The 13,996-nt window shown below is 72.5% G+C and carries 7 protein-coding genes, 6 pseudogenes and 1 riboswitch; of the genes and pseudogenes, 10 read left to right on the forward strand and 3 right to left on the reverse strand.

Annotated elements, in window-relative coordinates; all coding sequences use genetic code 11:
• Positions 1-76: 76 nt before the first annotated feature.
• From trpS to L2X98_RS04065, 5 genes and pseudogenes are all read left to right on the forward strand, one after another.
• A complete protein-coding gene (trpS, locus tag L2X98_RS04050) occupies positions 77-1,087 on the forward strand; it encodes a tryptophan--tRNA ligase (RefSeq protein WP_435526247.1) in 1,011 nt (336 codons plus the stop codon).
• A gap of 74 nt (positions 1,088-1,161) precedes the next feature.
• Positions 1,162-1,541: pseudogene (locus L2X98_RS04055) on the forward strand (GNAT family N-acetyltransferase); the annotation flags it as partial.
• Positions 1,542-1,553: 12 nt separating this feature from the next.
• The gene (locus tag L2X98_RS20020; RefSeq protein ID WP_354003095.1) at positions 1,554-1,718 is read left to right on the forward strand and encodes a GNAT family N-acetyltransferase; all 165 of its coding nucleotides are present in this window, start codon (positions 1,554-1,556) and stop codon (positions 1,716-1,718) included.
• Between the two features lie 189 nt (positions 1,719-1,907).
• Positions 1,908-4,024: pseudogene (locus tag L2X98_RS04060) on the forward strand (RecQ family ATP-dependent DNA helicase); the annotation flags it as partial.
• Between the two features lie 62 nt (positions 4,025-4,086).
• Complete coding sequence (locus L2X98_RS04065) at positions 4,087-4,947, forward strand: Fpg/Nei family DNA glycosylase (RefSeq protein WP_259612404.1); 861 nt, start codon at positions 4,087-4,089, stop codon at positions 4,945-4,947.
• Positions 4,948-4,961: 14 nt separating this feature from the next.
• Here L2X98_RS04065 and glpK read toward each other — a convergent pair.
• A pseudogene (gene glpK, locus L2X98_RS04070) lies at positions 4,962-6,505 on the reverse strand (glycerol kinase GlpK).
• A gap of 26 nt (positions 6,506-6,531) precedes the next feature.
• Positions 6,532-8,294 (reverse strand): annotated as a pseudogene (locus L2X98_RS04075) (glycerol-3-phosphate dehydrogenase/oxidase).
• Between the two features lie 79 nt (positions 8,295-8,373).
• A riboswitch (FMN riboswitch) is annotated at positions 8,374-8,533 on the forward strand.
• 66 nt (positions 8,534-8,599) lie between these two features.
• Between L2X98_RS04075 and ribD the strand changes: the two are divergent.
• From ribD to ribH, 4 genes and pseudogenes are all read left to right on the forward strand, one after another.
• Positions 8,600-9,636: pseudogene (ribD, locus tag L2X98_RS04080) on the forward strand (bifunctional diaminohydroxyphosphoribosylaminopyrimidine deaminase/5-amino-6-(5-phosphoribosylamino)uracil reductase RibD).
• Complete coding sequence (locus L2X98_RS04085; RefSeq protein ID WP_259612405.1) at positions 9,637-10,302, forward strand: riboflavin synthase; 666 nt, start codon at positions 9,637-9,639, stop codon at positions 10,300-10,302. It abuts the pseudogene before it with no gap.
• Positions 10,302-11,601, forward strand: a pseudogene (gene ribA / locus L2X98_RS04090) (GTP cyclohydrolase II). The gene L2X98_RS04085 and the pseudogene ribA overlap by 1 nt, the downstream one beginning before the upstream one ends.
• On the forward strand, positions 11,598-12,071 hold the full coding sequence (gene ribH, locus L2X98_RS04095) for a 6,7-dimethyl-8-ribityllumazine synthase (RefSeq protein ID WP_259612406.1): 474 nt from the start codon (positions 11,598-11,600) through the stop codon (positions 12,069-12,071). The pseudogene ribA and the gene ribH overlap by 4 nt, the downstream one beginning before the upstream one ends.
• 197 nt (positions 12,072-12,268) lie before the next feature.
• On the opposite strand, the gene L2X98_RS04100 is transcribed toward ribH, so the two are convergent.
• Positions 12,269-12,742, reverse strand: a complete 474-nt coding sequence (locus tag L2X98_RS04100) for a DUF2269 domain-containing protein (protein WP_259612407.1) — start codon at positions 12,740-12,742, stop codon at positions 12,269-12,271.
• An 850-nt stretch (positions 12,743-13,592) separates the two neighbouring features.
• Between L2X98_RS04100 and L2X98_RS04105 the strand changes: the two genes are divergently transcribed.
• The gene (locus tag L2X98_RS04105) at positions 13,593-13,880 is read left to right on the forward strand and encodes a putative endonuclease domain-containing protein (protein WP_259612408.1); all 288 of its coding nucleotides are present in this window, start codon (positions 13,593-13,595) and stop codon (positions 13,878-13,880) included.
• Positions 13,881-13,996 lie beyond the last annotated feature (116 nt).

Here is a 13,996-nt window from a genome sequence, read left to right on the forward strand (position 1 = left end):
GCCACCGAGGGCCGGGCTCCGGACGCCTCCGGACCGCGTGGCAGAGGGCGCAGCATCCGCTCAATAGACTTGTGTGGTGAACAAGCCCCGTCTCTACTCAGGAATGCAGCCGTCGGCCGACTCCCTCCAGGCCGGAAACTACATCGGGGCCCTGCTGCAGTGGCGCACCCTGCAGGACACCTACGACGCGTTCTTCTCGGTCGTCGACCTGCACGCCCTCACCCAGCCGAACGACCCGGCCGAGCTGCGGGTCAAGACGCGGCGCACCGCCGCGCAGTACATCGCCGCCGGCATCGAGCCGTCGCGGTCGACGCTGTATGTGCAGTCGCACGTGCCCGCGCACGCCGAACTGACCTGGATCCTGTCCACGATCACCGGGTTCGGCGAGGCCGGCCGGATGACCCAGTTCAAGGACAAGTCGCAGCGGTACGGTGCCGACCAGACCACGGTCGGACTCTTCACCTACCCGGTCCTGATGGCCGCCGACATCCTGCTGTACCAGACCGACATCGTGCCGGTCGGCGAGGACCAGAAGCAGCACGTCGAGCTCACCCGCGACCTCGCGGAGCGCTTCAACACGCGCTACGGCCGGGCGTTCGAGGTGCCGACGCCGGTGATCCAGAAGGACACCGCCCGCATCTACGACCTGCAGAACCCGACCGCGAAGATGTCGAAGTCCGCCGAGTCGGATGCCGGGGTGCTGTGGCTGCTGGATGACCCGAGCGCCTCGGCCAAGAAGGTCATGCGCGCAGTGACCGACTCGGAGGGCTCGGTCCGCTACGACCGCGAGAACAAGCCGGGCGTCTCGAACCTGCTGGTGATCTATGCCGCCCTGACCGGCCGGCAGATCCCCGCGATCGAGGACGAATACGCCGGCCGCGGCTACGGCGACTTCAAGAAGGGCCTGGCCGAGGTCGTGGTGGACGAGTTCGGGCCGGTGCGCGAGCGCGCGCTGGCACTGCTGGACGACCCGGCCGAGCTGGACCGCGCACTGGCCGCCAACGCCGCGCGGGCGTCCGAGATCGCCGAGCGCACCCTGGCCGACGTGTACGAGAAGGTCGGCCTGCTTCGTCGCGTCGTGCTCTGACCCCGGCATCCTGCCGCGCCTCGGCGTGGCGTCGGCGTGGCGTCGGCGTGGCGTCGGACCGTTAGCCTGAACGGATGGAACCGATCGTCCTGCGCACCGCGCGCCTCGAACTCGCCCCGCCCTCCCTCGCCGACGCCGCGGCGATCACGGCGGCGGCGCAGGATCCCGAGGTGCCGCGCTGGACCACGCTGCCGTCTCCGTACACGCGCGAGCACGCGGAGGAGTTCATCGAGCATGCCGCGCACGGGTGGGATGCCGGAACCGAGCTGAACTGGGCGATCCGGCGCGACGGCGCCTGGATCGGGATGCTGGGGCTCGCGCACCTCGAGCGCGGTCAGGCCGCCGAGATCGGATACTGGATGGCAGCATCCGCCCGCGGCCAGGGCTGCTGACCGAGGCCGCGCGCGCGGTCATCGACGTCGGCTTCGCTCAGCTGGAGCTGGCACGGATCGAATGGCGCGCGGTCGTGGGAAACGTCCCGTCGGCGCGCACGGCGCGCGGCCTCGGCTTCCGGTACGAGGGGATGCTGCGGCAGGGCCTGTCCGATGTGCGCGGTCGGCACGACGGCTGGATCGCCGCGCTGCTGTCCGGCGACGACCGGACCCCGGTCGACTGGCCCGTCCTGCCCTGACGTCTCTGCCCTGGCCTCTCGCCCGGGACGTCTCGCCCTGGAGGTCTGGCGCGGTGGCACCCGTCACCATCCGGTGAGCCGTCAGAAGTGGTCGGAATCGCCGCGAAGATTCCAACCGTTTCTGCCGAGTCATGCTTCGACGGGCTTCGACGGCGAGGGGATGTCGGCCGCGCATGGCACGCTGGAGGGATGGCCGACGCACCCGACGACACCGCACTGCGGGCCGAGGCGCTGGAGGTGCTTGCGCACCCTCGTCGGCGCGCCGGCCGTCGACTTCCACGACGGGCAGTTCGAGGCGATCGCCGCGCTGGTGCGCGACCGGCGCCGGACGCTGGTGGTGCAGCGCACCGGGTGGGGCAAGTCCGCCGTCTACTTCGTCGCCACCCTGCTGATGCGCCGACGCGGCGCCGGACCGATGATCATCGTCTCGCCGCTGCTCGCGCTGATGCGCGACCAGGTGCAGGCCGCCGCCCGCGCCGGAGTGCGCGCGGTGTCGATCAACTCGGCGAATCCGACCGAGTGGGCGCAGGTGAGGGCCGCGCTCGAGGCGGACGAGGTCGACGTCCTGCTGGTCTCGCCGGAGCGGCTGAACAACCCCGGCTTCCGCGACGAGCAGCTGCCGGCACTCGTGCGCCGGATGGGGATGCTGGTGATCGACGAGGCGCATTGCATCTCGGACTGGGGTCACGACTTCCGCCCCGACTACCGGCGCCTGCGCGAGCTGGCGGCGACGCTTCCGTCCGGCGTCCCGGTGCTGGCGACCACCGCCACGGCCAACGCCCGGGTCGTCACCGACGTCGCCGAGCAGCTGGGCGGTGCGGGGCACGAGGTGCTCACCATCCGCGGCACGCTGGCCCGGTCGTCGCTGCGGCTGGGCGTGCTGCGACTGCCCGCCGATGCCGCTCGGCTGGGCTGGCTGATCGCGCACCTGCGCGACCTGCCCGGCAGCGGCATCATCTACACCCTGACGGTGGCGGCCGCCGACGACACCGCCGCTGCGCTTGCGCGAGGCGGGGTACGACGTCCGCGCGTACACCGGCCGGACCGAGACGGCCGAGCGCGAGGACGCCGAGAACGCCCTGAAGGCGAACACGGTCAAGGCGCTCGTGGCCACGAGCGCCTTGGGCATGGGGTTCGATAAGCCCGATCTCGGGTTCGTCGTGCATCTGGGGGCGCCCTCCTCCCCCGTCGCCTACTACCAGCAGGTCGGCCGCGCGGGGCGCGCCACCGAGAACGCCGACGTGCTGCTCTTGCCCGGCCGCGAGGATCCGGCGATCTGGAGCTATTTCGCGCACGCCTCGATGCCGACCCCGCAACGGGTCACGCAGGTGCTCGAGGCCCTGGCCGGCGCGGAGAGGCCCCTGTCCACCGCGGCGCTGGAGACCCGCGCCGACCTGAAGCGGTCCACGCTCGAGGTGCTCCTGAAGGTGCTCGACGTCGACGGCGCGGTGCGCCGCGTGCAGGGCGGATGGGTCGCCACCGGCGCCGACTGGGCGTACGACCACGCGCGCTACGACCGCATCGGCCAGGCGCGGCAGGACGAGGCCGCCGCGATGCTCGCGTACGAGACCACCGACGGATGCCGGATGCAGTTCCTGCAGTCCGCCCTCGACGACCCCGACGCCCAGCCCTGCGGCCGCTGCGACCGTTGCGCCGGCGGCTGGTACCCGGTCGAGGTCCCGGTGGATGCGGCGACCGCGGCATCCGCCACCCTCGACCGCGTCGGGGTCGAGCTCGCACCGCGGTCACTGTGGCCGACCGGGATGGCGGCTCTCGGCATCCCGGTGTCCGGCCGGATCGCGGCCGGACGCAACCTCTCGCCTGGGCGTTCGCTCGCCCGCCTCACCGACCTCGGCTGGGGCAACCGCATGCGCGAGCTGTTCGCGACCGGGGCACCGGACGCGCCGGTCGACACGGCGCTCGTGCAGGCGTGCACGCGGGTGCTCGCCGAATGGGAGTGGAAGCTGCGGCCCGCCGCGGTCGTGTCGATGCCCTCCCGCAGCCGGCCCGCGCTCATCGCCTCGCTCGCACAAGCACTCGCCGGCATCGGCCGCCTGCCGTACCTGGGTGCGCTGGACGCGGTCGACGACGGGCCCCGCGGCGAACCCGGCGGCAACAGCGCCTATCGGCTCGCCGCCGTGTGGGGCCGCTTCGCGGTGCCGGATGCCGCGGCCACCGCGCTCGCCTCGCTCGGCGGACCCGTGCTGCTGGTGGACGACGTGGCCGACAGCCGCTGGTCGCTCACGGTCGCGGCCGGGGCGCTGCACGATGCCGGGGCGGCCGGCGTACTGCCGTTCACCCTGGCGCAAGCGCTGACGTCCGCCGAGCCGCCCCACCGGACGTCGGGCGCAGGTGGCAGGATGGCTCCATGCCGGAGATGCCCGAGGTGCAGGGTCTGGCCGATTTCCTCGACGGCCGCATCACCGGCGTGCGCATCGTCCGCGCCACGGTCGCCAACATCGCGGCGCTGAAGACCTACGACCCGCCGATCGAGGCGCTGCGCGAGGCATCCGTGACCGGCGTCAGCCGACATGGCAAGTTCATCGACATCGCCACGGACGCCGGCCATCTCGTCTTCCATCTCGCCAAGGCGGGCTGGCTGCGCTGGTACGACACCCTGCCGTCGACGATCATCCGGCCGGGACGGACGCCGATCGCGCTGCGGGTCGCGCTGTCGGACGGCTCGGGGTTCGACCTGACCGAGGCCGGCACGAAGAAGTCGCTCGCCGTCTACGTCGTCCGGGCGCCGGAGGACGTGCCCGGGATCGCCCGGCTGGGTCCGGATCCGCTCGATCCGGCGTTCACCCGCGACGTGTTCACCGGCCTGCTGGCCGGCAAGCGCACCCAGATCAAGGGCTGCCTGCGCGACCAGGCCGTGATCGCCGGGATCGGCAACGCCTACTCGGACGAGATCCTGCATGCCGCGCGCATGTCGCCGTACGCCCTGGCGGCGGGCCTCGGCCCGGACGACGTCGATCGCCTGTACGCGGCGATGATCGAGACCCTGACGGATGCCGTGGCCACCGCATCCGGCAAGCCACCCGCCGATCTGAAGGACGCGAAGCGCCGCGGCATGCGCGTGCACGCGCGGCGCGGCGAGGCGTGCCCGGTCTGCGGCGACACGGTGCGCAGCGTGTTCTTCGCCGACCGCAGCCTGGAGTACTGCCCGACCTGCCAGACCGGCGGCAAGCCGCTCGCCGACCGACGGCTGTCGCGGCTGCTGAAATAGCCGCGACCGGGCGATCACGTGTCGTGCGTGCCCATCAGCGTGCGGGCATCGTCATCCACCCAGTCCAGCGACTTCGACACCGCCTTCTGCCACATCCGGTAGCGCCGCTCGCGCTCGTCGGCGTCCATCATCGGCTCGAACCGGCGGTCCTCCTGCCAGAGCGCGCGCAGCTCGTCGAAGCCCGACCACACTCCGGTGGCCAGGCCCGCCGCGTACGCGGCGCCGAGCGCCGTGGTCTCGACCACCCGGGGCGCACGACCGGCAGCCCGAGGATGTCGGCCTGGAACTGCATCAGCGTGTCGTTGCGGGTCATGCCGCCGTCCACCCGCAGATCCGGCAGCGTCTGCCCGGTGTCGCCGACCACCGCCTCGATCACGTCCCGCGTCTGGAACGCGGTGGATTCCAGCGCGGCCCGGGCGATGTGCGCCTTGTTCACGTACCGGGTGAGCCCCACCAGGGCTCCCCGCGCATCCGGCCGCCAGTAGGGCGCGAACAGCCCCGAGAACGCGGGCACGAAGTAGGCGCCGCCGTTGTCGTCGACGGTGGCGGCGAGAGTCTCCACATCCTCGGAGCGCGAGATGATGCCGAGGTTGTCGCGCAGCCACTGCACCAGCGACCCGGTCACGGCGATCGACCCCTCCACCGCGTACCGGGCCAGCTCGTCGCCGCACCGGTAGGCGACCGTGGTGATCAGGCCGTGCTCGCTGCGCACCATCTCCTCACCGGTGTTCACGATCAGGAAGTTGCCGGTGCCGTACGTGTTCTTCGACTCGCCCACCTCGAACGCGGCCTGCCCGAACGTGGCCGCCTGCTGATCCCCGAGGATCCCGGCGATCGGGATGCCGCGGGCCACGCTGGGCAGCTGCGCCTCGCCGACGACCTGGGACGACGAGCGGATGTCGGGGAGCATGGCGCGCGGGATGTCCCAGACCTGCAGCATCCGCTCGGACCAGTCGAGGCGCTCGAGGTCCATCAGCAGGGTGCGTGAGGCGTTCGTGACATCGGTGACGTGCACGCCGCCGCGCGCGCCGCCGGTGAGGTTCCAGATCACCCACGTGTCCGGGGTGCCGAACAGCAGGTCGCCGGCCTCGGCCGCCTCGCGCGCGCCGGGCACGGTGCGCAGGATCCAGGCGATCTTGGAGGCCGAGAAGTAGGTCGCCAGCGGCAGCCCGGTCACGTCGGCGAACCGCTGGGTGCCGGCCGGGTCGTCGGCGGCGAGCGCGTCGATGCGCTCCTGCGTGCGGGTGTCCTGCCAGACGATCGCGTTGCAGATCGGGCGGCCGGTGCGACGGTCCCAGACGATCGCGGTCTCGCGCTGATTGGTGACACCGATGCCGGCGACCTCGCGGGCGGTCAGCCGGGCGCGGCTGAGCGCGTGCGAGACGACCCACTCGGTGTTCGTCCAGATCTCGACCGGGTCGTGCTCCACCCATCCCGCGTGCGGGAAGATCTGCTCGTGCTCGCGCTGGGCGACCGCGACGATCTGCCCCTGCGCGTCGAACACGATCGCCCGGGTCGAGGTCGTCCCCTGGTCGATCGCCAGGACATGTCCGGCCACGCTGCCTCCTTCGCCGATCCGTCAGGTCAGGCTATCGCGGGCTCGCCCTCCGCCCCGGCGCCGGTGGCGGGCGACGGCGTGGCCGCGTGCACGGCCGCGACGGCCCGGGCCACCTCGGCATCGCAGGCCGCGGCATCCCACCCCAGCACCGGCGCGACGGCGTCGGCCACCTCGCGCGCGGCGTCCTCGCTCGCCTGCCCGGTGAACGCGATGCTCGTGCGGCGCATCAGCAGGTCCTCGAGGTGGTGCACGGCCTCGGTGCGGGCCAGGTGGCGCAGCTCGCCGGTGCTGTACTCGGCGACGGTGCGCAGCGCGGCGTCGTCGGGGTCGTCGCCGATCGCGGCGATCACGTCGGCCGCGATCGTCCCGTAACGCGACAGCAGCACCCCGGCCCGCACCGGGCCCACCGCCGTCCCGTGGTCGGCGATCCACTGCTGCCGGGCGCGCTCGGTCACCGGGAACCCGAGGCCGCCGCCGATCGGCAGCCCCCGGGTCGACCGTCGGCGCGGCCACCCGAGCGCCTGCAGCGTGCGATCGGTCAGGTGCTCCGCGGACGCCCGGAAGGTGGTCCACTTTCCGCCGACCAGACTCAGGATCGCAGCATCCGCCCGGCCCGGCAGCCGCTCCTGCTCGATCCGGTAGTCGCGCGAGACGAACCCGGGGGCCAGGTCGCCGTGGCCGGGCAGCGGGCGCACCCCGGCATAGCGGTAGACGATCTGGTCGCGGGCGACCGGGATTCCGGGCAGCACGTGCGCGATCAGCCCGAGGAAGTAGTCGACTTCGGCGTCGGTGCACACGATCGGGTCGGCCATGTCGTGCTCGAGGTCGGTGGTGCCCACCAGCACCCGCCCCTTCAGCGGGTAGATGAGCACGATCCGTCCGTCGCGGTGCTCGAAGAACAGCTCCCGGCCGCCGGTGGCCGCGAGCAGATCGGGGTGGTCCAGGACGATGTGCGATCCCTTCGTGCCGCCCATGTAGCGGGTGGGCTCACGCAGCTCGGCGTTGGTCAGGTCGACCCACGGGCCGGTCGCATTGACGACGACGGATGCCGTGAACCGCACCTCGTCGCCGGTGTCGGCATCGCGCAGCACGACGCGGCCGTCGTCGAGGCCGACCGCCGCGGTGTAGTTGGCCGCGCGGGCGCGGTCCGCCCCGCCCTCCGCCGCGCGGGCCGAGGCCACGCCGTCGCGCAGCACGTCCAGCGCGAGCCGCTCGGGGTCGCGCAGCGACGCATCCCAGTACGTCGCCGTGTACTTCACCTCGGGGTTCAGGTGCGGCATCCGCCGCAGCGAGCCCCTCCGCCCGTGGAACGCGTGCCGCGGCACCCGGCCGCCGCCGCGCGAGAACGAGTCGTAGATCACCAGGCCGATCTTGATCAGCGCGGCACCGCGCTCGCGCGGCGCCCCCACGCCATGGCGCAGGAACCGCAGCGGCGCGGAGAGCACGCCGGAGAACGTGGAGAAGATCGGGATCGTGGTCTGCAGCGGCCGCACGTAGTGCGGCGCGGTGCGCAGCGCATGTTGCGCTCGGTGACCGCCTCGTGCACGAGCCGGAACTCGCCGTTCTCCAGGTAGCGGATGCCGCCGTGGATCATGTGGCTGGAGGCCGCAGAGGCGCCCCCGGCGAAGTCCCCGCGCTCGACCAGCGCGACATCCACACCCTGCAGGGCGAGGTCGCGGAAGGTCGCGATGCCGTTGATGCCGCCGCCGACCACCAGCACGTCCGCGTACGGCCGCGCCCGCAACCGCGCGAACCCGTCCCGATCCAGCGTTCCCGTGCCGTCGTCCATGCGTCCCCCTGCCTCCAGGCTATGTCGGTCTGAGGCGGGAATGATCCAGGTGCACGCGCGTTGGGTAGACTCGGAGCGTTAACGTGCTCCGGGGTCGGTGAGAATCCGAACCGGCGGTGACAGTCCGCGAGCCGCGGACGCGCATCCTCGAGATGCCGACGCGGTTGACCCGGTGCAATTCCGGGACCGACGGTGATGCGATGGTCCGCCATCGCGAGTCCGGATGGGAGGCAGCGACGCGCAGCGCATCATTCGATGTGCTGCCGCCGCCCGCCCCGGAGCCACCAGGCCAATCGGGAGTGCGGATGCCGGCGAGCAGGATCGAGCAGGACGCCATGCGTCGTGCGCTCGAACTCGCCCGGCGCGGCCCCCGCGGCGTGAACCCGCAGGTGGGTGCGGTCATCCTCTCCCCGGACGGGCGGATCCTCGCCGAAGGCTGGCATCACGGCGCCGGCACCCCGCACGCCGAGGTCGACGCGCTGTCCCACCTGCAGCCCGGACAATCCCGTGGGGCCACCGCGGTGGTCACCCTCGAGCCGTGCAACCACACCGGCCGCACCGGCCCGTGTGCGCTCGCCCTGATCGAGGCCGGCGTCGCCCGCGTCGTGTTCAGCGCCGAGGATCCCGGCCTCCGCTCCGGCGGCGGTGCCGCCCGGCTGCGCGCCGCGGGGGTGGATGTCTCCGGCGGCGTGCTCGTCGACGACGGCGTCGCCCTGATCGAGGACTGGCTGATCGCGACCCGGCTGGGGCGTCCGTTCATCACGGTGAAGTGGGCGCAGAGCCTGGACGGCCGGGCCGCGGCATCCGATGGCACGAGCCGGTGGATCACCGGACCGGCCGCCCGCGCCGACGTGCACGAGCGGCGCGGCGCCTCCGACGCGATCCTCGTCGGCACCGGCACCGTGCTGGCCGACGACCCCGCCCTCACCGCCCGCACCCGCGACGGCCGACTGACCGACGACCAGCCCGTCCCGGTCGTGCTGGGCACGCGCCCGATCCCGGCGGACGCGGCCGTGCACCGGCATCCGCACCCCCTCTGTTCTACGACGATCTGCGCGCCGCCGTCGACGACCTGCATGCGCGCGGCATGCACCGGCTGTTCGTGGAGGGCGGCCCCACGGTCGCCAGCGCGTTCCTGCGCGCCGGACTGGCCGACGAGGTCCTCGCGTACACCGCACCGGTCCTGCTCGGCGGCGACCGGATGGCGATCACCGACGTCGGCGTGGACACCATCGCGGCGGCACGCCGATTGCGCGTGACGTCGATCGAGAAGCTCGGCGACGACCTGCTGATCGTCGCGCACCCCCGCCCGGACGCGCCCCGGGCCGAAAGGAGATCGTAGATGTTCACCGGAATCATCGAGGAGATCGGGCAGATCACCGCCGTCGAACCGGCCGGTGACGGCACCCGTCTCACGGTGCACGCCCCGACCGCCGTCACCGACGCGGGGCACGGCGACTCCATCGCGGTGTCGGGGGTGTGTCTGACGGTCGTCGACCGCGGCACGGACTGGTTCACCGCCGACGTGATGCGCCAGACGCTGGACATGTCGACCCTGGACGAGGCGGCCACCGGCCGGCGGGTGAACATCGAGCGCGCCCTCACCGCCGACGACCGCCTCGGCGGCCACATCGTGCAGGGCCACATCGACGGCACCGGCGAGATCCTCGACGTGCGACCGGGCGAGGGGTGGCGGGTGCTGCGGATCGGGATGCCGGCGGCCCTGGCCGACCTCGTCGTCGACAAGGGGTCGATCTCGGTGGACGGCGTCTCGCTCACGGTGAGCGCGGCGAGCCCCGCCACGGCCGCCGAGCCCTGGTTCGAGGTGTCACTGATCCCCGAGACCCTCGAGGCGACCACCCTCGGCGAGCGCGCACCTGGCGAGCGCGTGAACCTCGAGACCGACATCCTGGCCCGGCACGTGCGACGCCTGCTGGCCTTCTCCCCGACCGCGGCCGTCCCCGCCGCATTCGCCGCCGCATCCGCATCGACCGAAGGGGTCGCATGATGAGCCTGTCCACCATCCCCGAAGCGCTGGAGAGCCTGCGCGCGGGCCGCCCGGTGCTCGTCGCCGACGACGAGAACCGCGAGAACGAGGGCGACGTCATCCTGTCGGCCCAGCTGGCGACGCCCGAATGGCTCGCGTGGACGATCCGCTACTCCAGCGGCTACCTGTGCGCACCGATGCCCGCCGAGTGGGCCGACCGGCTCGATCTGCCGCCGATGGTCGCGCACAACGAGGACTCGCGCGGCACCGCCTACACGGTGAGCGTGGACGCCGCCGACCGCATCTCGACCGGGATCAGCGCCGCCGACCGCGCGCACACGCTGAACGTGCTCGCCAACGCGGAGGCCACGCCCGCGTCGGTGATCCGCCCCGGGCACGTGCTGCCGCTTGCGCGCGGTGGACGGCGGCGTGCGCGAGCGCAGCGGCCACACCGAGGCGGCCGTCGACCTGATGCGGCTGGCGGGGCTGACCCCGGTCGGCGCGATCGCCGAGGTCGTCGCCGACGACGGCGGCATGATGCGACTGCCCGGACTCATCGAGATGGGCGAGCGCGAGAACATCCCGGTGATCACCATCGAGCAGCTGATCGCGTACCTGGACGAGCACGAGCCGCGCACCGAGCCGCCGGCGCACAAGCGCCGCGTGAGCCTGCGGGCCGAGGCATCCGTCCCCACCGCGCACGGACGGTTCCGGTTCCTGGCGTACAAGGACCGGATCACCGGCACCGACCACCTGGCTCTGGTCTCGGGCGACCTGTCCGACGAGGCGCCGCTGGTGCGGGTGCATTCGGAGTGCCTGACCGGCGAGGCGTTCGGATCGCTGAAGTGCGAGTGCGGCCCGCAGCTGCAGGCGGCCCTGGATGCCGTCGCCGCCGAGGGCGGAGTGGTCGTCTACATGCGCGGCCACGAGGGACGCGGCATCGGACTGATCAACAAGCTGCGCGCGTACAGCCTGCAGGAGGGCGGACTGGACACGGTCGACGCGAACCTGGCCCTGGGCCTGCCCGCCGACGCCCGCGACTATGCCGCCGCGGCGGGCATCCTCGCCGACCTGGGCGTGCAGCGGGTGCGGCTGCTGACCAACAATACCGACAAGGTGACGCGCTTGCGCGCGCTGGGCCTGGACATCGTCGAGCAGGTGCCGCTGCTGGTCGGCGTCGGGCCGAACAACCACCAGTACTTGGAGACCAAGCGCGACCGGATGGGCCACATCATCGACGCGGACGACCTGGCCGAGGCGCTGGCCGGGATGCATGGGTCGGACGGCGATGCGCCGCAGCACGAGGGAGCGAACGCGTGAGCGGAACGGGAGCGCCCTCGGCGCGGCCGGTGGACGGGACCGGGCTGGACGTCGTGGTGATCGCGGCGGCCTGGCACGAGACGATCATGGACGGGCTCATCGCCGGGGCGCAGCGCACGCTGGATGCGGCCGGCGCCGCGCACCGGCTGGTGCGCGTGCCGGGGTCGTTCGAGCTCGCGGTGGCGGCGCAGGCCGCGTTCGCCGGCGGCGCGGATGCGGCGGTCGCGCTGGGCGTGATCATCCGCGGCGGCACCCCGCACTTCGAGTACGTCTCGGCGGCGACCACGGACGGCTTGAATCGCGTCGCGCTGGATGCCGGCCGTCCGGTCGGCTTCGGGGTGCTGACGTGCGACGACGAGCAGCAGGGGCTGGACCGCGCCGGCCTCCCCGGATCACAGGAGGACAAGGGCGCCGAGGCCGCCGAGGCCGCGATGCGGATGGTCGGGGTGCTGCGCGCGCTGCGCGGCTGAGCCTGCCTGGTTGATCCTGTGCGGTCGAGCCTGCATGGTTGATCCTGTGCGGTCGAGCCTGCATGGTTGATCCTGTGCGGTCGAGGTCTCATCGCCGGTCGAGGCCATCCGGCCGCGCCCGGTCGAGAATCGCCGAAACCGGGGATCCTCCGCCAGACCAAGGGCATCCCCGTCGGTCTGACGAGGATGCCCCGGTCTCAGCGTCCGGCGGCGCCGGTGCCGCGCGTCAGGGCTTCCAGATCATGAGCACGACCACCACGAGCAGGCAGCGTGGCGATGCCGCTGCTGCCGGCGATCGCGCCGTAGCCGGCCGGCTTGGCCGCAGCATCCGCGCCCGCGGCCTCGGCCTGGTCCGCCGCCTTGTTCATCTGGGGCACCACGACGAAGACGGTGAGCACGAACGCGATCACGTAGGCGATGATCGACCACAGAATCCACGGGGTGGTGAAGCTCAGGTCGTACTCCTTGGGCGCCATCCCCATCGCGCCGAAGCCGAAGATGAAGGTCAGCAGCGACAGCCAGGAGAAGAGCACGGTCGACTTGGCCAGCGACCGCGCCTGGCCTGCGTTCCCGGAGCGGAGCGTGCGCAGCCCGGTCATCGGGATGATCGCCATCGGACCGACGATGAAGACGGCGCTGGCGACGTGCAGGATGCTCATGACAGTGTCCATGCCCCAAGCTTACGTCACACTGAAGGTGCCCGCCGCCCCTCCCGTCTCCCGTCCCCGTCTCCCGTCCCTATTCCCGTCCCGTCCCTATTCCCGTCCCGTCCGTGAGCCGTCAGAAGTGGTCGGAATCACACGCGGGATTCCGACCGGTTCTGACGAGTCACATCCGGGGGCGGATGCCGGTGGCCGGCGCTGTGGATAACTTCGACGCGGGTGAGGGGCGACGCGACATGCTGGGGGATGCCCCGGCGTCCCGCTCCTCTTCCCGATCCCTTCCCCGGGCGGTCGTTCTCGGTCGCGACCGCACGTGCCCACGGCATCCCGCGCGGCCGCACGCGGGCGCAGGATCTCACCCGCCCGCACCGCGGCGTCCGGTCGCCCGCCGGCGTGGCGCTGCCCTTCGGGCACGAATGCGCGGCGCTGCAGACGCGGCTGCCGGCATCGGCCGCGTTCAGCCACGTGACGGCCGCCCGGCTGCACGATCTGCCGCTGCCGCTCGCGCTGGAGAGCGAGGATGTCTTCGACGTGATGGTGCCTCGCGGGCGGGCGCCGCGCGGCAAGCGGGTGCGCGGCCACGAGTCCGCGTTCGACGAGAAGGACGCCGACACGCGGACGCGCGTGCCCGCCACCACACCGGAGCGCACGTTCTGCGACCTCGCATCGATGCTCACGCTCGCCCAGCTCGTTGCCGTCGGCGATGTGATCGTGCGCCGGGGCGGGTCGTCCGCGCGCACACGACTGACGGCGGCGGTCGCGTCCCATCCGCGCCGCACGTACCGGCGACGGCTCCTTCGGGCTCTGCAGCCTGCTCGACCCGAAGTCCGAATCGCCGAAGGAGTCCGAGCTGCGCGTATTGATCATCGAGGCCGGTTTCGCTCCGCCCGCGGTGAACCGGGACGTGGTCGACGGCGATGCGGCGTTCGTCGCCCGCGTCGACCTCGCATATCCCGACCTGAAGATCGCGATCGAGTACGAGGGCGACCAGCACCGCGAAGACCGGACCCAGTGGCGGAAGGACCTGGCGCGCCGCCGCCGTCTGGAGGCGCTCGGATGGGTCTATCTCGCCGTCACCCAGGCCGACCTCGACGATCCCGAGGACTTCCTCGCCGACCTGCGCACCGCCCTGGCCCGCCGGTCGTGACTCCCCTCTCGTGACTCGTCAGAAGCGGTCGGTATCGCCGCACGAATTCCGACCACAACTGACGAGTCACGGACGTGGATGCCGGGGTGAGGGCACCCGGGGGCGCGGGGGTGAGG

Source organism: Microbacterium elymi, from assembly GCF_021582895.2.
Classification (GTDB): Bacteria; Actinomycetota; Actinomycetes; order Actinomycetales; family Microbacteriaceae; genus Microbacterium; species Microbacterium humicola.